At 71.1% G+C, this 22,749-nt stretch carries 19 protein-coding genes; 11 read left to right on the plus strand and 8 right to left on the minus strand.

Features of this window, described 5'->3' with window-relative positions:
• Nucleotides 1-230 precede the first annotated feature (230 nt).
• The gene (locus ACFFRH_RS27450) at nucleotides 231-1,412 is read left to right on the plus strand and encodes an acyl-CoA dehydrogenase family protein (protein ID WP_386160581.1); all 1,182 of its coding nucleotides are present in this window, start codon (nucleotides 231-233) and stop codon (nucleotides 1,410-1,412) included.
• A gap of 81 nt (nucleotides 1,413-1,493) precedes the next feature.
• Entirely contained in the window at nucleotides 1,494-1,910 is a 417-nt protein-coding gene (locus ACFFRH_RS27455) for an SRPBCC family protein (RefSeq protein ID WP_386160583.1), read from the plus strand.
• Nucleotides 1,911-2,130: 220 nt separating this feature from the next.
• Here the strand turns inward: ACFFRH_RS27455 and ACFFRH_RS27460 are convergent, their stop codons facing one another.
• Nucleotides 2,131-3,045, minus strand: a complete 915-nt coding sequence (locus ACFFRH_RS27460; RefSeq protein WP_386160585.1) for an alpha/beta hydrolase — start codon at nucleotides 3,043-3,045, stop codon at nucleotides 2,131-2,133.
• A 185-nt stretch (nucleotides 3,046-3,230) separates the two neighbouring features.
• Nucleotides 3,231-3,917 (minus strand): gamma-glutamyl-gamma-aminobutyrate hydrolase family protein, encoded by a 687-nt coding sequence (locus ACFFRH_RS27465; RefSeq protein WP_386160587.1) that lies wholly within the window; start codon nucleotides 3,915-3,917, stop codon nucleotides 3,231-3,233.
• Between the two features lie 491 nt (nucleotides 3,918-4,408).
• Between ACFFRH_RS27465 and ACFFRH_RS27470 the strand changes: the two genes are divergently transcribed.
• Both ACFFRH_RS27470 and ACFFRH_RS27475 read left to right on the plus strand, forming a co-directional pair.
• Nucleotides 4,409-5,524, plus strand: coding sequence for a globin domain-containing protein (locus ACFFRH_RS27470; RefSeq protein WP_386160589.1), 1,116 nt, complete (start codon nucleotides 4,409-4,411; stop codon nucleotides 5,522-5,524).
• A 362-nt stretch (nucleotides 5,525-5,886) separates the two neighbouring features.
• On the plus strand, nucleotides 5,887-6,216 hold the full coding sequence (locus tag ACFFRH_RS27475) for a ubiquitin family protein (protein ID WP_350977370.1): 330 nt from the start codon (nucleotides 5,887-5,889) through the stop codon (nucleotides 6,214-6,216).
• Between the two features lie 133 nt (nucleotides 6,217-6,349).
• Here ACFFRH_RS27475 and ACFFRH_RS27480 read toward each other — a convergent pair whose 3' ends face one another.
• Nucleotides 6,350-7,069: an ABC transporter permease gene (locus ACFFRH_RS27480; RefSeq protein ID WP_386160592.1), complete on the minus strand. Its 720-nt coding sequence runs from the start codon at nucleotides 7,067-7,069 to the stop codon at nucleotides 6,350-6,352.
• A gap of 206 nt (nucleotides 7,070-7,275) precedes the next feature.
• Nucleotides 7,276-8,166: an ABC transporter ATP-binding protein gene (locus ACFFRH_RS27485; RefSeq protein ID WP_386160594.1), complete on the minus strand. Its 891-nt coding sequence runs from the start codon at nucleotides 8,164-8,166 to the stop codon at nucleotides 7,276-7,278.
• 333 nt (nucleotides 8,167-8,499) lie between these two features.
• Between ACFFRH_RS27485 and ACFFRH_RS27490 the strand changes: the two genes are divergently transcribed.
• Together ACFFRH_RS27490 and ACFFRH_RS27495 are read left to right on the plus strand one after the other, a co-directional pair.
• Entirely contained in the window at nucleotides 8,500-9,732 is a 1,233-nt protein-coding gene (locus ACFFRH_RS27490) for a histidine kinase (RefSeq protein ID WP_386160596.1), read from the plus strand.
• A gap of 101 nt (nucleotides 9,733-9,833) precedes the next feature.
• Complete coding sequence (locus tag ACFFRH_RS27495) at nucleotides 9,834-10,436, plus strand: response regulator (protein WP_386160598.1); 603 nt, start codon at nucleotides 9,834-9,836, stop codon at nucleotides 10,434-10,436.
• A gap of 183 nt (nucleotides 10,437-10,619) precedes the next feature.
• Here ACFFRH_RS27495 and thyX read toward each other — a convergent pair whose 3' ends face one another.
• The 3 genes from thyX to ACFFRH_RS27510 form a co-directional block, all read right to left on the minus strand.
• Nucleotides 10,620-11,312, minus strand: a complete 693-nt coding sequence (gene thyX / locus ACFFRH_RS27500) for an FAD-dependent thymidylate synthase (protein WP_386160600.1) — start codon at nucleotides 11,310-11,312, stop codon at nucleotides 10,620-10,622.
• A gap of 119 nt (nucleotides 11,313-11,431) precedes the next feature.
• Nucleotides 11,432-12,796 carry an amidohydrolase gene (locus ACFFRH_RS27505; protein ID WP_386160603.1) on the minus strand — a complete coding sequence of 455 codons (1,365 nt, stop codon included), beginning with the start codon at nucleotides 12,794-12,796 and terminating at the stop codon, nucleotides 11,432-11,434.
• Between the two features lie 134 nt (nucleotides 12,797-12,930).
• On the minus strand, nucleotides 12,931-15,072 hold the full coding sequence (locus ACFFRH_RS27510) for an anthranilate synthase component I (RefSeq protein ID WP_386160604.1): 2,142 nt from the start codon (nucleotides 15,070-15,072) through the stop codon (nucleotides 12,931-12,933).
• 524 nt (nucleotides 15,073-15,596) lie between these two features.
• Between ACFFRH_RS27510 and ACFFRH_RS27515 the strand changes: the two genes are divergently transcribed.
• Nucleotides 15,597-17,273 (plus strand): CocE/NonD family hydrolase, encoded by a 1,677-nt coding sequence (locus tag ACFFRH_RS27515; protein WP_386160606.1) that lies wholly within the window; start codon nucleotides 15,597-15,599, stop codon nucleotides 17,271-17,273.
• A gap of 292 nt (nucleotides 17,274-17,565) precedes the next feature.
• Nucleotides 17,566-18,792 (plus strand): helix-turn-helix transcriptional regulator, encoded by a 1,227-nt coding sequence (locus ACFFRH_RS27520; protein WP_386160608.1) that lies wholly within the window; start codon nucleotides 17,566-17,568, stop codon nucleotides 18,790-18,792.
• 172 nt (nucleotides 18,793-18,964) lie between these two features.
• Here the strand turns inward: ACFFRH_RS27520 and ACFFRH_RS27525 are convergent, their stop codons facing one another.
• Entirely contained in the window at nucleotides 18,965-19,879 is a 915-nt protein-coding gene (locus tag ACFFRH_RS27525; protein WP_386160610.1) for an SDR family oxidoreductase, read from the minus strand.
• A gap of 279 nt (nucleotides 19,880-20,158) precedes the next feature.
• On the opposite strand from ACFFRH_RS27525, the gene ACFFRH_RS27530 reads away from it, so the two are divergent.
• The 3 genes from ACFFRH_RS27530 (at nucleotide 20,159) to ACFFRH_RS27540 (ending at nucleotide 22,749) form a co-directional block, all read left to right on the plus strand.
• Nucleotides 20,159-21,349, plus strand: a complete 1,191-nt coding sequence (locus tag ACFFRH_RS27530; RefSeq protein WP_386160612.1) for a cytochrome P450 — start codon at nucleotides 20,159-20,161, stop codon at nucleotides 21,347-21,349.
• Nucleotides 21,350-21,424: 75 nt separating this feature from the next.
• Nucleotides 21,425-21,979: a VOC family protein gene (locus tag ACFFRH_RS27535; protein WP_386160614.1), complete on the plus strand. Its 555-nt coding sequence runs from the start codon at nucleotides 21,425-21,427 to the stop codon at nucleotides 21,977-21,979.
• A 557-nt stretch (nucleotides 21,980-22,536) separates the two neighbouring features.
• On the plus strand, nucleotides 22,537-22,749 hold the full coding sequence (locus tag ACFFRH_RS27540; protein ID WP_386160616.1) for a DUF3311 domain-containing protein: 213 nt from the start codon (nucleotides 22,537-22,539) through the stop codon (nucleotides 22,747-22,749).

The following is a 22,749-nucleotide window of genomic DNA, read 5'->3' on the forward strand; positions in this document are numbered from 1 at the left end:
GGTGGGTGAACGCCGTCGTGGGCATGCCCGCCGCGTGTTCGGGCGCGCGCCCGCGGCGTGCCCGGGCGCGTGCCCCGCCGCATGCCCGGGCGCGTGCCCGTTCGCACGCCCCGCCGTATGCCGGTCACGTGCCCGTCGCGGGCCTGATCCCACGGGACGGTGGCCGGACGCCACGAGATACCGAACTACGTTCTACGATTGCGCCCGCAGCCAGAATGGAGTTGATCATCGTGGACTTCACCCTCCCCGAGAGCGCCCTCACCGTGCAACGCGGCATCGGCGACATCTGCGCCCGCTACGACCTGGACTACTGGCAGCGGTGCGAGAGCGAGAAACGCTGGCCCGAGGAGGTCTGGCAGGACCTGGCCAAGGGCGGCTGGCTCGGCCTGGCCGTACCCGAGGAGTACGGCGGAGGCGGGCAGGGCCTGCTGGAGCTGGCCGTGGCCACCGAGACCCTGTCGGCCTCGGGCTCGGCCGGCGGCTCGGCGTTCACCTACGTGCTCACCCCCGGCTTCGGCGCGATGACCCTGTCCAGGCACGGCAGCCCGTGGCAGCGCGACGAGCTGCTGCCCAAGCTGGCCACCGGCGAGCTGGAGACCTGCTTCGCGCTGACCGAGCCCGACGCCGGGTCCAACGCCCTGGGCATCTCCACCTTCGCCCGCCGCGACGGCGCGGAGTTCGTCGTCAAGGGCCAGAAGATCTGGATCACCGGCGTGCAGCGCGCCACCTGGATGCTCCTGGTCACCCGGACCATCCCGGCCGCCGAGGCCAAGCCCCGCTCCAACGGCCTCACCGTCTTCCTGGTGAACGTCCCCGAGGCGGTCGCCGCCGGGCAGCTGTCCTTCCAGCCGATCCCGAAGCTGGGCGCCAACACCACCCCGTCCAACATGGTCTTCATCGACGACCTCCGGGTCCCGGAGAGGAACGTGGTCGGCGAGGTCGACCAGGGCGCGCTGGTGCTGTGGGACATCCTCAACCCCGAGCGCGTCCTGCTCGCCGCCTCCGCGCTCGGCGGCGCCGAGGTGGCGCTGCGGGTGGCCGTGCGGTACGCCAAGGAGCGCGAGGTGTTCGGCCGCCCGATCGGCGCCAACCAGGCCATCGCCTTCCCCCTCGCCCAGGTCAAGGCGAAGATCGAGCTGGCCAGGCTGATGCTCTACAAGGCCGCCTGGCTGTTCGACAGGCAGCTGCCCTGCGCCACCGAGGCCAACATCGCCAAGCTGTCCGCCTCGCAGGCCGCGTGGGAGGCCGCGGACCACGCCTTCCAGACGCACGGCGGCATGGCCTACTCCCTGGAGTACCCGGTGGCCCACCTGCTCACCGGCGCCCGCATCGGCAAGGTCGCCCCGGTCACCGAGGAACTCCTGCTCAACTACCTGGCCACCCAGGTGCTCGGGCTGCCCAGGAGCTTCTGACCCGATCACCCGGTGATCCTGATTACCCCGTGGCACGCGCGGGCATTACCGTCGGCGACGACTCATCACGAAGGGTGACCGATGTCCGCGTACGCCAGCACGGTGATCAACGCCTCCGCCGACGAGGTGTGGGAGTACCTGCGTGATTTCGGCAACGTGGCCGAGTGGCTGCCGGGGATCACCGGCTGCGAGGTCGAGGACGGCGGGGACTCCCGGCCTGGTGCGGTACGCAGGCTGGAGAGCCCTGCCGGGGCCTTCAGGGAGCGGCTGCTCACCCTCGACGACGACGCGCGCTCGGCGACGTACGAGATCCTGGAGAGCCCGCTGCCGGTCCGTGACTACCGGGCGCTCTACCGGGTCGCCCCCGTCACCGACAGCGGGCGGGCGTTCGTCGAGTGGTCGGCCACCTTCGAGACCGACGACGCGGCGAAGGTGATGGAGTTCGTCGTCCACCAGGTCTTCGAGCCCGGCCTGGCCGCCCTGCACGGGCGCTTCTGACCGGGCGCCTCCGCACGGGCGCCTCCGCACGGGCGTTCCCGCCACGGGCACTTCCGCGCGGACGTCGCCGCACGGGCGCTTCCGACGGGGTGCCGCCGGGTGGTCACGCCGTACCGGTCCGGGCGGCGTCCCGGACGGACTCCGCGGCACGGATACCGTCCCGTGAGCGGGCTCCGCTCACCGAAGGGGACCCGCCTATCGGACTATCGGAGGGACCCGTCTACCGGAAGGCCTCCGCGAGACGGGCCGCGGCGTACTCGCGCGCCTCTGTCGCCTGGTCGAAGAAGCCCGGCAGGCCGAAGAAGCCGTGGATGGCCCCCTCGTACCTCCTGACCTCGACCGGCACCCCGGCCGCGGCGAGCTGGGCGGCGTACGCCTCGCCCTCGTCGCAGAGGGGGTCGCACTCGGCGACGATCACCGTCGCCGGGGCCAGGCCGGACTTGTCGGCCAGCCGGGCCGGGGCCAGCCGGGGGTCGGCCGGGTCGCCGCCGTACTGCGCGACGAACCACGCCATCTCGTCCGCGCCGAGCCCGAAGCCGGTGGCGTAGGCGCGGTAGCTCTCGGTGTCCATGGCCACGTCGGCCACCGGGTAGACGAGCAGCTGATGGGCGAGCGCGAGCCCGGCGTCCCTGGCCTGCCAGGCGACCACGGCCGCGAGGTTGCCCCCGGCGCTGTCACCGCTGACCGCGACGCGCCCCGGATCGGCCCCGTAGGCGCCGGGACGGCCGAAGACGTCCTGGACGACGCTCCACGCGTCATCGGCCGCCGCGGGGAAGGGATGGTGGGGCGCGAGCCGGTAGTCGACCGAGACCACGACCGCCCCGTTGCGCACCGCGAGGTCGCGGCCGAGGGCGTCGTTGCGCTCGACGCTCCCGAAGACCCACCCCCCGCCGTGGAAGTAGACGATCACGGGGAGGGGGCGGTCGCCCTCCTCCGGCCGGTAGACACGGACCGGTACGCCCGCGACGACGTCGTCCCTGACCACCGGGAGGGGAATGATCGGGCCACGTTGCTCGGCGAAGGCGTCCAGGGTCCGCAGCTCGGCGACCATGTCGGGGGTGAGCGTGGAGAGAGGGACGCCGAGGTCGGTCTGGAAGAGTTTCAGGTAGGCCTCGGCCTGCGGGTGCAACGGCATGATCGGCACTTTACCCGCCGGGTCCCCGCACGGCATGAACCCGCAAGGCGTGAACCCGCACGGCGTGAACTCGCGCGGCGTGAACTCGCGCGGCGTGAACTCGCGCGGCATGAACCCGCGCGGCATGAACCCGCGCGGCATGAACGGCACCGCCGGGTGTCACTGCCGTACGGCACCGCCGCACGTCACCGCCGGGACGCCTCGACCAGGGCCTCGATGAGCCGGTTGTCCCCGGCGCGTCCGGGGTTCCACTGCACGCCGACGCCGAACCGGTGCCCCTGCAGCTCGATCCCCTCGACGATCTGGTCGTCGGCCCAGGCCACGGCGAGCAGGCCGGTGCCCAGCCGCTTGACGGCCTGGTGATGGGGCGCGGTGACCTCGGCCGTGTCACCCACCGTCTTGCCGAGCCTGCTGGAGACGCTGATCTGGATGCGGTGCGCCTGGGCCGCGGCGTGGCGGTCGTGGTCGACCGCCTCGGGAAGCCAGGGGATCAGGGTCCCGCCCTGGGCGACGTTCAGGACGTGCATGCCGCGCCCCGAGGCGAGCAGCGGCAGGTCGGCCTCGACGGCGGCGCGGGCCAGTGCCAGTTCGAAGCGGTCGCGGTGCGGCTGGGGGTCCCTGACGCGCTCCTCGCGGGCGGCTCCGTAGAGGGAGGGGTCGAGTTCACCCCCTCCGGCGAGGATCAAGCCCGACAGGCCGCGGACGTAGTCGTCGATCCCGCCGAGGTTGAGCGGGGGCAGCACCACCGGGGCGCCACCCGCCTTCTCGACGGCCCGCGCGTAGGAAGGGGGCGACAGGATGGCCTCCCTCACCCAGTCGCCCCAGCGGGCGGCCTCGAGGTAGGCGGTGATACCGATCAAGGGTCGGGGCATGCGTTCTCCAGGGGGGCGTGCGCGAGGCGGCGCCACCTGTTTCGGACAGCACCGATCCCATCTGCAACAGCTCCCCTATCATGACGCACTCCATTTCGGTCATGTCACACATCCGAGGTATCAGTGTCGTCTCGCCAGGAGCCCCCAACTCTCACCGCGGGGACGGTTCACACCACCGGCGACCCGGAACTCCCCCATGACCACAAGTCTTACGGCCGGCAAGATTGTCATTCAAATCGAACGTGATTATTATTCGCTTATTCCGTTCACCCTCAATTAATTGGCCACACAAAATAACTTTCCAATTACGGATAGTTAGATTTCCCACCATATTGCCGAGAAACGGTTGTGACGCCTACATGGTGATGGAAGACTCAAAATTCGAGTGACCAGGTGAGCCGGGGCCCCCGGTCGCTCATCACCCGGAGCCGTCAGGGAGGTGGATCTGCATGATCGGACTTTGAGCCGGTCAATTAGGGTGGGTTCGTTAAATGTCTTTGAATCCGCGTCTTGTCAAGGAAAGTTTCGCCGTCGTCGAACCCGTCGCGGACAAGGCCGCGGCGTACTTCTACGGACGCCTGTTCGCCGAGAACCCGCACCTGCGGGCGATGTTCCCCCCGGCGATGGACGTCCAGCGCGAACGGCTGTTCAGCGCGCTGACCAGGATCGTCTGGAGCCTGGACAGCCCGGGCAGCCTGGCGTCGTTCCTCGGGCAGCTCGGCCGCGACCACCGCAAGTACGGGGTCCTCGCCGAGCACTACACCGCGGTCGGCAACGCGCTCCTCGCCACGATCAGGCGCTTCGCCGCCGAGACGTGGGACAACGAGATAGAGGCGGCGTGGGTCGCCGCGTACACCGCCGCCGCCAATCTCATGATCGAATCAGCCGAGTCGGACGCGGGGGTGTCACCCGCCTGGTGGCTGGCGGAGGTGATCGACCACGAGCTCCGCACGCCGGACATCGCGGTGATCACCCTGCGGCTCGACCAGCACCTGCCGTACGCGCCCGGCCAGTACGTCAACGTGCAGACCGCGCGCTGGCCGCGTGTCTGGCGCACGTTCTCCATCGCGAACGCGCCCAGGGATGACAACACCGTCCGCCTGCACGTCCGCGCGGTCACCGGTGGCTGGGTGTCCACCACGCTGGTCCAGCACACCCGGATCGGCGACACCCTGACGCTGGGCCCGCCGATGGGCACCATGGTGCCCGCCGACTCGGGGCACGACATCCTGTGCGTGGCGGGTGGCACCGGCCTCGCCCCGATCAAGGCGATCCTGGAGCACGTGATCGCCTCCGGGCGCCGCCCCAACGTCCACCTGCTCCACGGGGCCCGCACCACCGCCGAACTCTACGACCTCACCGACCTGGTGCGGATGGAGTCGGCCTTCCCGTGGCTGCGGGTGCTGCCCGTGGTCTCCGGCGAACCGGGGTACGACGGCATGCGGGGCCAGGTGGCCGAGGTGATGGAGCGGTTCCACTCGTGGGCCGACCACGAGGCCTACGTCTGCGGCCCGGCCGCCATGGTCAACGAGACGGTCCGCAGGCTCCAGCGGGGTGGAATGCCGCTGTCCCGCATCCATCGGGACATCGTGCAGGGCGAGCCCTGAACGACAATCGGGACTAACCACCCGAACCGATCGCGCAAATTTCATAGAGCACGGCGGGACACCGCGTGGCATGGCAGCATGAGGCCCAATCCGAAAGGAGATGGTCATGCACGACGGCCCCCCTCCCAGCCCGTGCCCACCTCTCGACCGCCACCCGCACGACCCCGTCCGTCATCATCGTCATCCGTCCGGTTCCCCGGCCGGAGCCGTCCACCCGCACGAAGCCGTCCCCGGTCCCCTCCACCGGAGGCGGTCCCCCGGAAGCCGGGGCGACGCCCGTCCGCGCCCCCCGGCCCGCCACGGCACCCGCCGTCCAGGTCCCCTGTCGTGCCCCGCCCCTCGCGACACGGTGCTCTGAGCCGATGGCCAGACCAGTCACCCTCGTGACCTTCATGCTTCCCGCCACGCTGCGGCACTGGGCGGGCGAGACCACCGAGATCCGCGTCTTCGCCATCGCCGACCACGACGACGGCCACCCCACGCTGGGCTCCGCCCTCGACATGCTCCGCCGCACGCACCCGTCCCTGGAGCAGCGGCTCCGCGACGACTACGGGTGCATCCGCCGCCACATCAGCATGTTCGTCTGCGGTGAGAACGCCCGGCACCTCGGCGGCCTCGACTGCGCGCTGCCTCCGGGCGCCGAGATCTTCGTCCTGCCCGCCCTCTCCCGCCGCCAGGAGACCACGAGCTGACCACCCGCGAGACGGCAGCCGGAGGACAGCGGGCTGGGGCGAGGCCGAGGCCGAGAACGCGCCGGGGCGGCCTCGCCGACCCCCTTCACTTCCGCCGTCATCCCGGCCTTCACCTCGGCCGTCATCCCGGCCGTCATCGGCGTGGCTCCCAGCGGAAGATCCGGGAGGCCAGCGCGACGGCGACGACGACCCAGCCCAGCGTGGGCGCCAGGAGGATCAGGGAGTCCGCGACGGGAACGCCGCCGTTCCAGGCGTTGAGGACCAGTTCGGTGGCCGAGCCGCCCGGAAGCAGCCGCTTGAGCAGGGTGAGCTCCCCGGTGCCGGAGAGCCCTACCCAGCTGGTCACGGCGATGGTGCCGAGGCTGACGGGCAGCGTGGTCACCTGGGCGTGCTCGGGGGAGTTCGTCACTCCGGCCGTGGCCAGGCCCAGGCCGAGCATCATGACCACCATCGAGAGGGCGGCGGCCGTCAGAAGGAGGACGTTGTCCGGTTCGCCGGTGACCGCGGCCAGCACTGTCATGATCACGGCCACCTGGACCAGCGAGATGACGGTGATCGGGAGGAGCAGCCCGGCGAGGATGCCTGCGTCGCCCGCCGCGGTGGAGCGCAGCCGCTTGAGGAAGAGGTTCTGCCGGCGTGAGGCCAGGGTGGTGACCGTGGTGGTGTAGAGCCCGAACGCCCCGACGGTGAACATGATCACCGCTGCGATGTATCCGAGGCTGCCCAGGGCCGCGAAGCCCTCGTGCTGGTAGACGAAGACCGCGCTGACCGCCGCGGGCATGACGAGACTGGTGACCAGAACCAACCGGTTCCGGAAGATCTGGATCAGCTCACTGAGAGCGATCGAGAGCATGGCGAAGGTCCTTTTCCGTGGGAGGGTTTTCCTTGGGAGGGTTCCGGTTCCTCGGACTCCGGTTCCCTGGGGGTTCCGGTTACCCCGGGGGTTTCCGGTTCTCCTCGTCGCGCGGGTCTCGCGTCCTCGCGCGGCCCGGGGATTCCGGTACCTCGAAGTCCCGGTACCTCGGGGGTTCCGGGTTCGTGGGAAGGGCCGGGAGTGGTCTAGTCGCCGCCGAGGGCACGGAAGACGTCGTCGAGCCGGGTCGGCCCGGCCTGGAGTTCCCGCAGCTCCACCGCGTGGTCCTGCGCCCAGCGGAGCAAGGTGTGCAGGTCCTTCTGCAGGCCGAAGGTCTCGATGAGGAACCTCCCGTCACTTCCGCGCGTGGCCTGCAGCGGTAGCGCGGGGGCGGGTGCGGGTGCCGCGAGGGAGAAGCGGATGGCGGCCGGCAGCATCCGCGTCAGCTCGGAGACGGTCCCCTCCCGGTGGAAGGCGCCCTTGTGCATGAGGCCGACGCGGTCGGCGCGCTGCTGCGCCTCTTCCAGGTAGTGGGTGGTGAGAACGACGGTGGAGCCGTCTTCGCGCAGCCTGTCCACGACGTCCCACAGATCGTCCCGGGACTGGATGTCCAGACCGGTGGTGGGCTCGTCCAGGAAGATCAGCTCAGGCGTTCCGTACACGGCTGTGGCGAAGTCCAGGCGCCGTTTCTCACCGCCGGAGAGCTGGGACACCTTGGTCCCGGCCTTGCGGGTGAGGTCGACGGCGCCGAGCACGCGTTCGACCCGGTCGGTGCGCCGCGTGAGCTTTCCGATCAGCCGGACCGACTCCCTCACCGTCAGGTCCGGCGAGAATCCGCTCTCCTGCAGCATGATGCCCATCCTGGGCCGCACCGCGCGCCGGTCGCGCGGGTCCTTCCCGAAGACCCGCACGGTGCCCGAGGTTGCGGCGCGGTGGCCTTCGACGGTCTCCAGGGTCGAGGTCTTGCCCGCCCCGTTCGTGCCGAGCAGCGCGTAGAGTTCCCCGCGCTCCACCTGGAAGGACAGGTCCTTCACGGCGTGGAAGTCGCCGTAGGTGAGGTTCAGACGTTCAACGTCGATGACTGGTGTGGAGGACATGCGGCCGATCCCAGCAGCCGCCGCGCCCGCCGGGCAGTGCGACCACGTCATGACCTCGCCATGACATTTCTTGGGTGAACATATGACGCAGTGTCACTAACGCCACCACGAAATCCGCAGAATACTGACATACCCTGCCCTGTTCGACCCCGGAGAGCCACCCATGGACACCAGACCCCCGCGCGTCCCGCTGAAGGTCGACATGACCGCCCTCCTCATGGGCCATGGGCCGCGTACCTCCTCATGGGCCACGGGTCATGGGCCGCGTGGTCCGCGCGGCGTTCTCCCGCCCGGCGGCGTGGAGTCGTGGCCGGAGCGCGAACAGTGACCGAGGTGGACGATCACGGTCCTCACCGTGGCGAGCGCTCCGGCGCCCCCGCCGATCGGCCCGACGGCTCCGCGGCCGGGCGAGACCCGGCGAGGCCGGCCCGGACGGGGGCACTCACGCTGTCCGACTACACCGGGACCACGCGGGGACGACTGAGCAGGCTCAATCTCGTCATGTTCCTCCCGCTGCTCGCCGCCGTGGGGGCGCTGCTGGTGGCGACGGACGCCGAGACCTGGTGGCAGGCCGCCGTCCTCGGTCTGGGCGTGGTCGCGGCCCTGGTGGCCTTCGTACGATGGGCGGCGCGCGACGTCTCCCGCGTCGCGCTCCCCTGCCTGATCGTCACCGCGGCCGTGTGGGCCTTCGGAGCGCTGGTGATGGGCACCGACACGGCGTTCTACGGCATCTCGATCGTGGGTCCCCTGACCGTCCCCCAGTTACCGCGCCACCGAGGCCGGGCCGCCCTGGCGGTGACCGCCTACGTCGCCGCGGTGGGCGCGGCGAGGCTGCTGGTGACACAGGAACCTCTCTCCGACGTGCTGATCTCGTACGTCATCGTCCCCGCGGGCGCCACCGCGGTGCTGACCGGCCTCATGTTCCCCAACCAGAGGTTCTACGGCCTCGTGGTGGAGCTGGAGGAGGCACGCGAACGTGAAGCCGAGCTGGCCGTCATCCGGGAGCGCATGCGTTTCGCCAGCGATCTGCACGATATCCAGGGCCACACGCTGCACGTGGTGAAGCTGAAGATCGCGCTGGCCCAGAAGCTGGTGCACAGCGACACCGGACGGGTGGAGCAGGAACTGCGCGAGGTGCACGCCCTGGTCAGCGACACCATCACCCAGACCAAGGAGCTCGCCTACGCGCAGCGGAGGCTCAACCTGTCCGCGGAGCTGGAGAACGCGAAGAACCTCTTCGAGGCCGCGGGCATCCGCGTGCGCGTCGACCGTGAGGCCGAGGTCGACGCGCACGCGGGCGAGCTGCTCGGCCAGGTCCTGCGGGAGACGACGACCAACATCCTGCGGCACGCGCAGGCCGCACAGGTGCGCATCACCCTGTCGGAGTCGGGCATCACCATCGTCAACGACGGCGCACGGGAGGCTCCGCCTCCCGAGCTGCGGGGGCTCGCCACGCTCAGGGAACGCGTGGCGGGCAACGGAGGCGAGCTGACGGTGGAACAGGAAGACGGGCGGTTCCTGACGGCCGCGGCATTCCCGCACGGTCGTTCGGACACCGCCCGCTGAAGCGGACGCCGCCCTTTTGAAACACCGCCCTTTGGAACGGGGCCTTGGAACGAAGCCTTGGAACGCCTTGGGACAGGGCCTTGGAACGGGAAGGACTACCGATGACCACCGTGGTGCTCGCCGACGACGAGGCACTCCTCCGCAAGGCGCTGGCGGCGCTGCTCCCGCTCGAGGGCGAGATCACCGTGCTCGCCGAGGCGGAAGAGGGTGAGGCGGCCGTCGAGACCACACTGCGGCACCTGCCCGACGTGCTCGTCATCGATCTGGAGATGCCCGGCATGGACGGGCTCGACGCCGTCGCGGAGATCCGCCGCGCGCGACCGGAACAGGTGATCCTCATGCTGACCCGCCATGCCAGGCCCGGAGTGCTGCGCAAGGCGCTGAGGCTCGGCGTCCAGGGCTTCGTCAGCAAGTCCGCGGAGCCGGCGCACATCGTCTCGGTCATCGCGACCCTGCACGAGGGCAGGCGATGGATCGACCCGGATGTCTCCGCCCTCGCCGTCGTCGACGACTGCCCGCTCACCGACCGCGAGATCGACGTGCTGCGAGCGACCCGCGAAGGGTACTCGGTCGCCGACATCGCCGCCCGGCTCCACCTGGCGGAGGGCACGGTACGCAACTACCTCTCGAACGCGATGCAGAAGACCCAGACCCGGACCCGGCACGAGGCGGCGCGGTACGCGCGTGAACACGACTGGCTGTGAGCGCCGGCGTGGGGACGACGTCCCGCGCGAACGAACACCGGGCCGCCCGGCAAGACGTCGGCCGGCGAATTCGAAGCGGACCGCCTCGCCGGGCAGAGGTCCCGGAACCCGGTGTGGCCGAGACCTGACACCCCCGGGCCCTGACGGCACGTCCGATCCCGCCGCCCGGAAAGGACCGGGACGCTAGGGGGCGACCCTGCCCGCGGCGACGAAGGCCGCGTGCGTGAGGGGCATCAGCCCGGCCCAGGCCGCCTCCATCTTCTCCGCCACCATCTCGATCTCGCGCTGCGGGAACGAGGGCACCCTGGCCTGCTCGTTCTTGGTGCGCAGGGAGAGGAAGTGCATGAGCGAGCGCGCGTTGCAGGTGGCGTACATCGACGAGAAGAGACCGACGGGCAGCACCGCCCTCGCCACCTCCCTGGCGATCCCGGCCTCCAGCATCTCCTGGTAGGCGGCGTAGGACTGCCGGTACGACGCCTCCATCACCTCAGTGACGATCTTGTGCTGCTCGGCACTGCCCTCGGCGAAGACGTACTTGCCCGGACGGCCCTCCTGGACCAGCTTCCGCTCCGGCCCCGGCACATAAAAATTGGGCTGAAGCTCCCGATAACGCCCACTTTCCTCGTTATATGACCATCCAACCCTGTGGCGGTGAAATTCGCGGAAGACGAAGATCGGCGCGCTGACGAGGAAGGTCATCGAGTTGTGCTCGAACGGGCTGCCGTGCCGGTCGCGCATCAGGAAGTTGAGCAGCCCCTTGGAACGCTCGGGGTCCTTGCCGACCTCCTCCAGGGACTGCTCCCCGGCGGTCGACACCCGCGCGGCCCAGAGCACGTCGGTGTCGGAGGCGCTGTGCTTGACCAACTCCACGGTCACGTCGTTGAGAAAACGTGCCTCTGTCCCGTCGTCCGTCAACTTGCTCCCCCTCGTCGCACCAGCGGTCGCCACATTATTCCAGGAGGCTCAGCCGTCCCGGCTCCCGGCACCCGTCACCGTCACAACCGGTATATCCGGCGGGCGTTTCCCGATCCGATCATCTGGGCCACCCGGGCGGCGTCCGCGGCGCTCCACTCGCCGTCGGCCAGCCGCGCGGCGAGTGCCCCGGCCAGGCCGCGCCGGTAGTGCAGGGCGCCGAGATGGCAGGTCTCGGCCACGCCGTGGCCGCCGGAACCGAACAGCTGCTTGTGGAACGGCACGAGCTCCAAAAGCTCCGCCATGACCGCGGCCGACCCCGTGGCGCTGCGGGTCAGGGCCGCCCCCACGTCGACGTAGACGTGCGGGAGGGCACCGGCCAGATGGGCGGCCTGGCGGTGGAACGGGTGGGAGTGCAGCAGGACGACGGGAACGCCCACCGGCTGCGCCGCCACGATGAAGCCGGTCACCGGTGCCGGGCCCGCGCCGTGCGGGCCGGAGTCCGGGCCCCAGCCGGAACCGGCGTGCCCTGCGGAGGGGCCGGAACCTCCGGCGAGGCGGCCGTGACCGCGCCCTCCGTAGATCTGGTGGCCGCCGCGGCCGCCGAGGGTGGGGCTGCCACCGCGCCCCGGGTGGGCACCGGGGCGCGCACCGCCGGTGTAGCGGGCGAGACCGGTGTGGAACTGCAGCGGCCGCCCGTACTCCCTGGCCACGTCGACCGCGGTCCAGAGCAGGTGGCGCAGCAACACCTGGTCGGTGAGCCTCTCCCCCGGGCAGGCCAGCCGCCGGGTGGCCGCCGCGATCACCGCTCCCCGGCTCGGCCTGGCCGGATCGAGGGGCCGGCCGGAGCGGTGGGCGGCGGCCGACTTCAGGGCGACGGCGTGGACGGCCCGCTCGGCGAGTCTCTGGGCGAGGGCGGAGATGTAGGAGACCCCCGAGACGGCGGTCCCGGCGACCTCCTCCTCGGCCCGTTCGATGTGGACGACCCGCACGGTGTCCGCGCCGTCCGCGTGTCCCATCGGACCGTGGAGGCCGTCGGAGCCGTCAGAGCCATCGAAGCCGTCAGAGCCGTCGAAACCCTCGGAGTCGTCGGAGTCGCCGGACCCGTCGAGCAGGAAGGTGGAGATCCCCGCGGCGCCCAGCAGCCGCCGGTTCACCTCCGCCGCGCCGAGCTCCGACCTGCGGGCCAGATAGACGGCGGGCGGCACGTGCGGGGCGAGGCCGAGAACGGGCGCGCACCAGCGGCGGACCGCGGCGCCCGCGGGGGTGTCGAAGTGGGTGGTGCCCGGCGGCGCGGGGGTTCCCGCGTCGGTGAGCAGCGTCTCGAACCTGGCCCGGGTCAGGTCGTCGCGGCGTACGCCCCGGCAGTTGTGGTCGATCAGCGGCGCCAGCAGCGCCTCCCGTACGGCGTCGGGCAGCTCGACGGGCAGCACGCCGTCCGACCTCATGCCCGCTCCTCCCCCCCCCCGCCGCCGGGCGTACCGGCCGATCCCGGCCCGGTACGCCCGGCGATCTCCACGACCACGACGGGGAGAACTCTAGGGTCGCCCGGCGTGAGCGCCGGGCGGGGAACACGGGTTCTTTACCCGCTCTTGCGGCAGAGCCGGAGAACGTTGGCGATGATCTTCGCTCCCGCGCCCCCCTCGGCGGTGAGGATCGACTCGGGGTGGAACTGCACGGCGAAGCGGCGTCGCTCCACGTCCTCGATCGCCATCACCGCGCCGTCAGGGGTGAGCGCGGTGGCGGTGAACCCGGCGACGCCCGCCTCCTTGGCGTGGACCGAGTGGTAGCGCGCGGCGGTGAACTCCTCGGGGAGCCCGTCGAGCAGGGCGCTGGCGCCCAGCCGCCGCACCCGGCCGCGCTTGCCGTGCTCGGGGTAGGAGAGCAGTTCGAGCGTGCCGCCCGCCTGCTCCACCATGCCCTGCAGGCCGAGGCAGACGCCGAACACCGGCAGGTCGCGCTCGTAGAGGGCGCCGACCAGGGCGGGCAGCCCGAAGTCGGAGGGCCAGCCGGGGCCGGGCGACAGCACCACCAGGGAGGGCGCGATCTCGTCGATCATCGTGACGGGGAAGCCGTGCCTGAGCGTGACGACCTCGGCGCCCTGCTGGCGGAAGTAGTCGGCGAGGGTGTTGACGAAGGAGTCCTCGTGGTCGACGAGCAGCACCTTCATCCCCTCTCCCGGCGGCGTGGCGGCCACCACCGCCTCGGCCCGCTCCTGCGGGGCCGCGCCGACCGCCGCCAGGGCGCCCAGCAGGGCGCTGGCCTTGAGCTCGGTCTCCCGCTCCTCGGCCTCGGGGTCGGAGTCGAACAGCAGCGTGGCCCCGGCCCTGACGGTGGCGACCCCGCCGCGGATCTGCGCGGTGCGCAGGGTCAGGCCGGTGTTCATCGAGCCGTCGAAGCCGATGTAGCCGACCGCCCCGCCGTACCAGCGCCGGGTGGTGGCCTCGTGGTCCTCGATGAACTGCATCGCCCAGGTCTTGGGGGCGCCGGTGACGGTGACGGCCCACATGTGGGTGAGGAAGGCGTCGAGGGCGTCGAACTCAGGACGCAGCCGGCCCTCGATGTGGTCGACGGTGTGGATGAGCCGGGAGTACATCTCGATCTGGCGGCGGCCGATCACCTGGACCGTCCCCGGCACGCAGATGCGGGACTTGTCGTTGCGGTCCACGTCGGTGCACATGGTCAGCTCCGACTCCTCCTTGACGCTGGACAGGAGGGTCCGGATCGCGTCGGCGTCCTCGATGGGGTTGCCGCCGCGGGCGATGGTGCCGGAGATGGGACAGGTCTCGACGCGGTCGCCGCTGACCCGGACGTACATCTCCGGGGAGGCGCCGACCAGGTGCTCGCCCTCACCGAGGTTGAACAGGAACTCGTACGGCGCCGGATTGACCTTGCGCAGCCCCCGGTAGAAGGCGGCCGGGTCGGTGCAGGGCGCGTGGAAGACCTGGCCGGGGACGACCTCGAACAGGTCGCCTCGGACGAACTTCTCCTTGGCCGCGGCCACCACCTGGGCGTAGGAGCCCTTCTCGGGGTCGGCCGGGAGCTCGGACGGCGGCGGGGTGAGCGGCACGACCTCCCCCTCGCGGGCGAGCCCGTGGGTGGAGACGCCGTCCACGGTGAACTCGTAGCGGAACTCCTTGCTGGTCTCCCGCTTGCGGTCGATCACCATCACCCGGTCGGGCAGGTGCAGCACGAGGTCGCGCTGGTCGGCGGCCCGCGTCAGGACCTGCCTGATCGGCTCGAACTGGAAGGCCAGGTCGTAGCCGAAGGAGCCGTACAGGCCCAGGTGCTCGTTCTCGCCCTTGAACGCGGCGATGACCTCGCGGATCGCGGTGAAGACCGTGGGACGGCGGCTGCGCATCTCCTCGGGGAGGATGTCCTCGGACTCGGCCACGTGGACCTCGACGAGGTCTGCCGTCGGCTCCTCGACGGGCTTGCCCGCCGCCAGCAGGCAGGACACGATGGCGGGCAGGACCACCCTGCCCCGGGCGTTCAGCGCGCGGGCGGAGATCCTGCGCCCCCTGGCCACGATCTCCAGGCAGGGGTCGACGTAGGCGAGGTGCCATCGGCTGTAGCGGCCGGGATACTCCATCCCGGAGGAGAGCACTCCGCCACGGCGCTCGCCGAGCGTCGTGACGACGTCCTCAAGCACCGTCTCGGGCACGTCGGACGCGGTGACCTCGACCCCTATGCCGCCGGCGGTGGTATATCGGCTCGTCTCCACTGTGGTATCGCCCCTCTTGTTTCCCTGATGCCCTGAGGGAGCGGACACAGAAAAGGCCGCCTCCCCGGGCGGCCGCCTGTCTGCTCGCGAATGCGAAACCTGCGCCGCTCAGAAGCGGCGCCACCACTGAAGGGTAATCGGGTGTCGCATGTGGCCAGAGTACCGGCGGCGACCGCGATCATGCAACGTGACACCACACCCGGCCCGGCCCGCCCGGGACCGTGGGAATCCCCGCGATCCCGGGCGGGAGAGGACCCGCCGGACGCCCCGCTTCCAGGGTTTCCCGGTGATTCCTGATTGTTTCAGATGGTTTTAGTGATTCCTGGTGGTTCCCGGCGAGAAACAGGACCGGCGGAACCAACAGAACGGGCGGGACCGATGGAAACGCTGGGACCGACGAAACCGGCGGGATCGGAGGAGTCGAGGGGACCGGAGGATGGCGAGCCTCACACCGGCGGGCTCTGGCCATCGCGGGCCATGTTCTGTTACCAGTGGGCAATCACGGGGCCGCACGAGGAGAGCACATGGGGATGATCACTTGGCCGCGGGCGGCCGTCCACCGGGTCACGGTCGAGCGCGACCTGCCGGTGCCGATGCTCGACGGGGTCACCCTGCTGGCCGACCACTACGCGCCGGTCGGCGCCGTGCGCCCGCCCACGATCCTGGTCCGCTCCCCCTACGGAAGGCGCGGCATGTTCGGGCGGACCTTCGGGCGCGGGTTCGCCAAGCACGGGTTCCAGGTCGTGATACAGAGCTGCCGGGGCGGTTTCGGCTCGGGCGGCCTGCTCGACCCGCTCGGCGACGAGCACGACGACGGGCTGGCCACCCTGGCCTGGCTGCGCGACCAGGACTGGTACGGCGGGAGCCTCGCCATGCACGGCCCCTCCTACCTGGGGTACGCGCAGTGGGCCGTCGCCCCGTTCGCCGGGCCGGACCTCAAGGCCATGTCCACCTCGGTGACCGCCTCCCAGTTCCGGGACGCCGCCTACGTGGGCGGGGCGTTCGCGCTGGAGTCGTCGCTGATGTGGACCACGCTGACCGCCTCCATGGAGCGGCCGTTCGGCGGGGCGAGCGCCCTGTTCATCCCGCGCAGAACACGTCGCGCGGCCCTGTCGGGGCGCCCGCTCGGGGAGCTGGACACGCTGTCGGCGGGCAGGGGCATGCCGTTCTTCCAGGACCTGCTCACCCACCACGCCGAACCCGCCGCCTACTGGGGCAGGCGCGACTTCTCCGCCTCCGTGGGCGAGGTGGAGGCCGCGGTCACCATGGTCGGCGGCTGGTACGACGTCTTCCTGCCCTGGCAGGTCAAGGACTACGCGGCGATGCGGGCCGCGGGGCGGCGCCCGTACCTGACGATCGGCCCCTGGTACCACGCGGACGTGCGGCACGGCCGGGTGGCCAACGCCGAGGCGCTCGCCTGGTTCCGCGCGCACCTGCTCGGCGACCCGTCGGGGCTGCGCGAGCAGCCGGTGAGGCTGTACGTGACGGGGGCGGACGAGTGGCGCGACTACTCCGACTGGCCGGTGCCCGGAGTGCGGGAGCAGCGCTGGCGCCTGCGCCCCGGCTTCGCCCTCTCCCCCGACGCGCCCGCCGACCCCGGCGGCCCTGACACCCCTGTCGTCCCCGACGGCCCCGACGGCCCCGACGGTTCGGACGACGCCGAGCCCGACCGCTTCCGCTACGACCCCGCGCACCCGACGCCCGCGCTGGGCGGCCCGGTCCTGCTGGGCAACTCGGAACCGCGCGACAACCGCAGGCTGGAGGCCCGGCGGGACGTGCTCGTCTACACCGGCCCCGAGCTGCGGCGGGACACGGAGATGATCGGCCCGGTCTTCGCCGACCTGTACGTACGCTCGGGCACCGGACACGCCGACGTGGTGGTCCGGGTCTGCGACGTGCACCCGAACGGCGCCTCCTACAACGTGTGCGAGGGCGTGCGCCGCCTGGTCCCCGGTGATCCGCCCGCCGGGGACGACGGGATCCGCCGGGTGCGGGTGGACCTGTGGCCGATCGGGCACCGTTTCCGGCGCGGCCACCGGATCCGCGTGCACGTCGCCGGAGGCGCGTACCCCCGGATCGCCCGCAACCTCGGCACCGGTGAGCCGCTGGGCACGGGCAGCGCGATGGTCACGACCGACCACGAGATCTTCCATGACCCGTCCCACCCGTCCGCGGTCGTGCTGCCCCTCGTCCCTTCCTGACCCCCGTCGGGCCCCGCCCGCACGGCTCCGTTCCACCCCTCACCCTCCCCTCACCCGCGCGGCCCCCGGTTCGCCCCCGCCGATCCCCGTTTCGGCCGCGCCCGCGCGGTCTCTGTTTCGCCGCCGCCGGATCCTGTTCCACCCCCGCCCGCGCGGTCTCCGTTTCGGCCGCGCCGGGTCCCGTTCCACCCCGGTCACCCGGCCGCCTCCAAGCATCACCCGCGACGTCGTCCCGGCCCGTCCTGTTCCCGCCCGGCCACGGTCACGGGTGCGATGGGGCTAGGGTCGGGGAGTGCGTGCGGCCAGGTTGATGTCGTTGGTGCTGCTGCTCCAGGCCCGGGGCGGGATGACCGCGGCGGAGCTCTCCAGGGAGCTGGAGGTGTCCGAGCGGACGGTCCACCGTGACGTGCTCGCCCTCTCGGAGGCCGGAGTGCCCGTGTACGCCGACCGCGGGCGAGGCGGGGGCTACCGGCTGCTGGACGGATACCGCACCCGCCTCACCGGGCTGGACCGCGCCGAGGCGGAGGCGCTGTTCCTGTCGGGCGTACCGGAGGCGCTGCGGGAGATGGGACTGAGCGAGGTGGCGGCCACGGCACGGCTGAAGGCCTCCGCCGCGCTCTCCCCCGGCCTCCGCGACGCCCCCGCGACCGCGGCTCAGCGCTTCCACCTGGACGCCCCCGGCTGGTTCGCGAGCGAGCGGCCCCCGCCGGCGGCGCTGGCACCCCTGGCCAGGGCGGTGTGGGGCGACCACCCGGTCACCGCCCTCTACCGGCGTGCCACACGCACCCGGCCGGGCGAACAGACCGGCAGGCCCGGCGAAACCCGGGAAACCGGGCGGGCCGAAGGAACCGGCCAGGTGAAACAGACCGAACAGACCGAACAGGCCGAACGTAACGGGCGGACAGAGCGTGACGGACTAACCGGGACGACCGGACAGGCCGGGGAGAGCGGGCGGCCCGAGCAGGCCGGGGCGGCGCGGCGCCTGGAGCCGTACGGGCTCGTGCTGAAGGCGGGGGTCTGGTATCTGGCGACCCGGTTCGCCATCTACCGGGTCGACCGCTTCGACGAGGTCGAGATCCACTCCGGCCTGCATTTCGAACGCGACGAGACCTTCGACCTGGCCGCCTTCTGGAGCGAGAGGGCGGCGCAGTTCGCCGGTTCCCTGCTCACCACGCACGTCACCGTACGGCTCAGCCCGGCAGGGCGTCGCGCGCTCCCCTCCGTCGCCGACCCCGCGGCCCTCGCCTCCGCCCTGGCCTCCGCCGGTGAGCCCGACGGGCAGGGGTGGGTCACGTTCCGCCTGCCCGTCGAGTCACCGGAGGTCGCCTACAGCCAGATCCTCCGCTTCGGCCCGGAGGCCGAGGTCGTCGACCCGCCCGGCCTCCGTACCCGCCTCGCCGAAGCGGCCACCCGCCTGCGCGACCTGTACGCCTCCCCCTCCGCCCCCCAGGGCCCCCCTGACGCCGGCGACCCCCTGGGCATCCCTGGCACCGACGGCACCGGCACGCCAGACCGCTGACCCCGGCCGGGGTCTCGACCGGCCTTCCCTGTCGGCGGTCCCGACCCGGCCTAACCCGGTCTGACCTGGCCCTGTCTGCCCCGGTCCATCCCGGTCTGACCTAGCCCGGCCTGGTCTGAGGCGCCACCATCGGGACCGGTCCCGGTGATGCCGGTACCGGTCCCGGTGGTGGTCAGCGGTAGCCGGTGGCGTCGGCGGGTTTGCCCTTGCTCTCGACCTCCTCGATGTAGCGCCAGGCGTCGGGCCTGCTGCCGTCGACGTCGGTGAAGCCGTACACCTGGGCGAGCTGCCCGCTGGACACCGACTGGCCCGACCAGCGCATCCGGTCCTCGTCGCCGGCGAGGGCGACGACCGCGCGGCCGGTGTAGGCGGGCGTCTCGGAGATCACGAAGTGCGGCTGTTTCGCGGTGGCGTCCTGCCAGTTCTCCTCGGTGACGCCGAAGGTCTCCAGCATGCTCTCCGACCTGAGCCAGCCGGGGGTCAGTGAGATCGCGGCGCAGCCGTACGGGCGTAGCTCGTGGGCCTGGCTGAACGCCAGGCGGTTCACCGAGATCTTGGCCAGGTCGTAGAAGGCCGAGAGCCGGTAGTTGACGGTGTTGTACTCCAGGGTGCCGTCGGTCACCTCGATCACCATGCCCCCGGGATTCTCGACCAGCAGGGGCAGGGCGTGGTGGCTGGTGATGAGGTGGGTGTCCACCGCGAGCCGGAGGATGCGCAGGCCGTCGTCGAGGGAGTGCTTCCAGACGGGGACGTGCCACTCGGTGAGCGGGTCGGAGCCCCAGACGTCGTTGACGAGGATGTCGAGCCTGCCCTGCTCTTTCCTGATCCGTTCCACCAGGCCGCGCACCTGCTCCGGGTCCAGATGGTCCACCCGGACCGCGATGCCGTGTCCGCCCCCGCGGGTCACCAGCTCGGCCGTCTCCTCGATGGTCTCCGGCCGGTTCATCTCCGAGCGCCGCTCCCGCGTGCTCCTGCCGGTGCAGTAGACCGTGGCGCCGGCCGCGCCCAGCTCCACCGCGATTCCCCGGCCGGTCCCCCTCGTCGCCCCCGCGACCAGGGCGACCTTTCCTTCCAGCGTTCTTGTCATGAGGCGAGCGTGCCGCGAAAACAGGACATCTACTGTCATGTTTTCGCGGCGGGCGTTCCGGTCCCAGGCCGAGGGCTCCGTCGCACACGACGCCGCCGAAGCGACCCGAGGCAGGACGGCGCGAGACAGCGCGAGCCGAGGCGAGTAGCTGCTGGTCAGCGGCACGACACGGACCTCGGACGGCCACCGGGGTCCTATGCGCGTAATCGATGGGTTGCTAGCGTTTTTTCGGAGTAGTCAAGAAGAGAAGTCAGAACGGCGAGTCATCCAGGGGGTCCCATGAGCGAGTCTCCGGCGCTGCCGCCGCACATGCGGCGAGCGGGTTTCGATCCCGATCCGGAGCTGGAGGCGCTGCGGGACGGGGAGGGCGTGAGGCTCGTCAGGACGCCGCCGGGCATCGACGCCTGGCTGGTGACCCGCTACGAGGACGTGCGCGCGGTGCTGGGCGACGCGGAGCGGTTCAGCAGCGCCCAGACGATCACCTTCCAGCTGCCCGGTGTCCGGAGCAGCGCGGAGGAGATCGCCACGCTCCGCGCGGGCAACCTGCTCGCCTTCGATCCTCCCGAGCACACCCGGCTGCGCCGGATTCTCACACCGGAGTTCACCCTGCGCCGGATACGCCGGCTGGAACCGCGGATCATGTGCATCGTCGAAGACCACCTGGACGCGATGGAGCGCGCGGGATCCCCCGCCGACCTGGTGTCGTCGTTCGCGCTGCCGATCCCCTCCCTGGTGATCTGCGAGCTGCTGGGCGTGCCGTACGCCGACAGGGTGGGCTTCCAGCGCAGGACCGCCCGGTTGCTCGACGTGTCGGCGTCCACCGAGGAGCGCAGGGCGGCGCAGTTGGAGTCGCGCGCCTACATGGCCGAGCTGGTCGCCCGTGCCCAGGCCGACCCGGGTGAGGAACTGCTCGGCACGCTGGTGCGCGAGCACGGCGACCTGACGACGGACGAGCTCATCGGCATCGGCGGCCTGCTGCTGGTGGCCGGTCACGAGACCACCTCCAACATGCTCGGGCTGGGCACCCTGGCCCTGCTGCGCCACCCCGACCAGCTGGAGCTGCTCAAGAAGGAGCCCGATCGCGTCGACGCCGCCGTGGAGGAGCTGCTGCGCTGGCTCAGCGTCGTCCACTCCAGCACCTTCAGGACGACCACCACGAAGGCCGAGATCGCCGGGCAGGAGATCGGGCCCGGCGAGCCGGTGATATGCGCGCTGCTCGGCGCCAACCGCGACCCCGCGTTCCTGTCCGACCCGGAGACGCTGGACATCGCCCGGGGGGCGCCCGGCCACCTGGCCTTCGGTCACGGCGTGCACCACTGCCTGGGGGCGCCGCTGGCGCGGATGGAGATGCGCGTCGCCTTCCCCGCGTTGCTCAGGCGCTTCCCCGAACTGCGCGAGGTCGAACCCGAGGCGCACTTCCGTTCCTTCAGCTTCGTGTACGGCCTGTCGTCACTGAAGGTCGCCTGGTGACCACCGGGGCCGGTCGTGCCGCCCCCCGCCGCCCCCTGTGATAAGCAGTTCATTACCGGAGGAAGCGAGGAGAACATGGCGGACAACACCGAGTTCGAGCTGCGCGGGATCAACCACCTCGCACTGGTGTGCTCGGACATGAAGCAGACGGTCGACTTCTACTCCGGCGTCCTGGGCATGCCCCTGATCAAGACGATCGAGCTGCCGATGGGCTGGGGGCAGCACTTCTTCTTCGACTGCGGCGGCGGCAACGCGCTGGCGTTCTTCTGGTTCCCCGACGCGCCCGAGGGCGTTCCCGGCGTCTCGGCGCCGAAGAACCTGCCCGACCGGGGTGAGCTGCTCTCCGCGGTCGGCTCGATGAACCACATCGCCCTCGACGTCGCCCCGGACCGGATCGAGGAGTACCGCGACAAGCTCATCGCCAAGGGCGTGGACGTCGGGGTGATCCTCAACCACGACGACAGCGAGTTCGGGATAGCGCCCGCCATGGGAGAGGGCGTGTTCGTCCGGTCGATCTACTTCAAGGACCCCGACGGCATCCTGGTGGAGTTCGCCGCCTGGACCAGGGACCTCGGCCTGCCGGAGGACGTACGGCACGAGCCGAGGACCGCCGCCGACAGGACCGTCTGAGCCCACGCGCCGTCAGATCGGCGGACCGGCGGACCGGCGCGCCGCGAACATGTCCCGCGCTATCTGACAAACCTCGCGCCATGAACACGTCCCGCGCCGCGCGACAGACCCCACGCCATGAGCAAGCCCCACAACACCATGCGACAGACCCCGCGCCATGAACATGTCCCGCGCTGCGCGACAGACCCCGTGCTGCGCGACAGGTCCCGCACCGTGTGCCGCGCCTCCCACCACGTCACCGTGTGCCGCACCTCCCACCACGTGACACGCCCTCACGCGACACGCCTTTACGAGAGCTTGCTCGACCTTGTCAAGGAAGCCGCGCCGGGGATTCGGTGACCGGCGGGAGCTCGTCGGCGAAGTGGGTCCGCTCGGAAGGCATGACGCCCGCGACCTGGACAAAAACCTCAATCACGGAGCCGGGCTACCGTTCGTCGCGCCACCCGTGCCGCTAGGCGCTCGGTGACCTGAATGAAACGGCCGTGTAATTACGCTGCCGGTCAGCCGAAGGGGACGATCCTGCCCGGACGTCCCTTCTCCAGCTCAAGGAGACCGTGTTGACCACTCCAAACGGGAACCGGAGCGATCGCAGCCCATGGAACTGGCTGCTCATCGTACCGATCATCCTACCTTTGCTCCCGTTTCTCTACAATTCCGATGAGCCCCGGCTTTTCGGCTTCCCGCTGTTCTACTGGCTCCAGCTCGCCTTCATCGCGGTCGGTGTCACGTGCACCACGATCGTGTACCGGATGACGAAGCGGCGGCGGTGA

The organism is Streptosporangium vulgare, from assembly GCF_042428775.1.
GTDB lineage: Bacteria > Actinomycetota > Actinomycetes > Streptosporangiales > Streptosporangiaceae > Streptosporangium > Streptosporangium vulgare.

Coding starts and splice junctions, on each gene's coding strand:
- ACFFRH_RS27535 (WP_386160614.1), top strand. CDS start 21,425: ATGGCGGACAACACCGAGTTCGAGCTGCGCGGGATCAACCACCTCGCA.
- ACFFRH_RS27465 (WP_386160587.1), bottom strand. CDS start 3,917: ATGCCCCGACCCTTGATCGGTATCACCGCCTACCTCGAGGCCGCCCGC.
- ACFFRH_RS27480 (WP_386160592.1), bottom strand. CDS start 7,069: ATGCTCTCGATCGCTCTCAGTGAGCTGATCCAGATCTTCCGGAACCGG.
- ACFFRH_RS27515 (WP_386160606.1), top strand. CDS start 15,597: ATGGGGATGATCACTTGGCCGCGGGCGGCCGTCCACCGGGTCACGGTC.
- ACFFRH_RS27455 (WP_386160583.1), top strand. CDS start 1,494: ATGTCCGCGTACGCCAGCACGGTGATCAACGCCTCCGCCGACGAGGTG.
- ACFFRH_RS27505 (WP_386160603.1), bottom strand. CDS start 12,796: ATGAGGTCGGACGGCGTGCTGCCCGTCGAGCTGCCCGACGCCGTACGG.
- ACFFRH_RS27485 (WP_386160594.1), bottom strand. CDS start 8,166: ATGTCCTCCACACCAGTCATCGACGTTGAACGTCTGAACCTCACCTAC.
- ACFFRH_RS27525 (WP_386160610.1), bottom strand. CDS start 19,879: ATGACAAGAACGCTGGAAGGAAAGGTCGCCCTGGTCGCGGGGGCGACG.
- ACFFRH_RS27460 (WP_386160585.1), bottom strand. CDS start 3,045: ATGCCGTTGCACCCGCAGGCCGAGGCCTACCTGAAACTCTTCCAGACC.
- ACFFRH_RS27495 (WP_386160598.1), top strand. CDS start 9,834: ATGACCACCGTGGTGCTCGCCGACGACGAGGCACTCCTCCGCAAGGCG.
- ACFFRH_RS27470 (WP_386160589.1), top strand. CDS start 4,409: ATGTCTTTGAATCCGCGTCTTGTCAAGGAAAGTTTCGCCGTCGTCGAA.
- ACFFRH_RS27530 (WP_386160612.1), top strand. CDS start 20,159: ATGAGCGAGTCTCCGGCGCTGCCGCCGCACATGCGGCGAGCGGGTTTC.
- ACFFRH_RS27475 (WP_350977370.1), top strand. CDS start 5,887: ATGGCCAGACCAGTCACCCTCGTGACCTTCATGCTTCCCGCCACGCTG.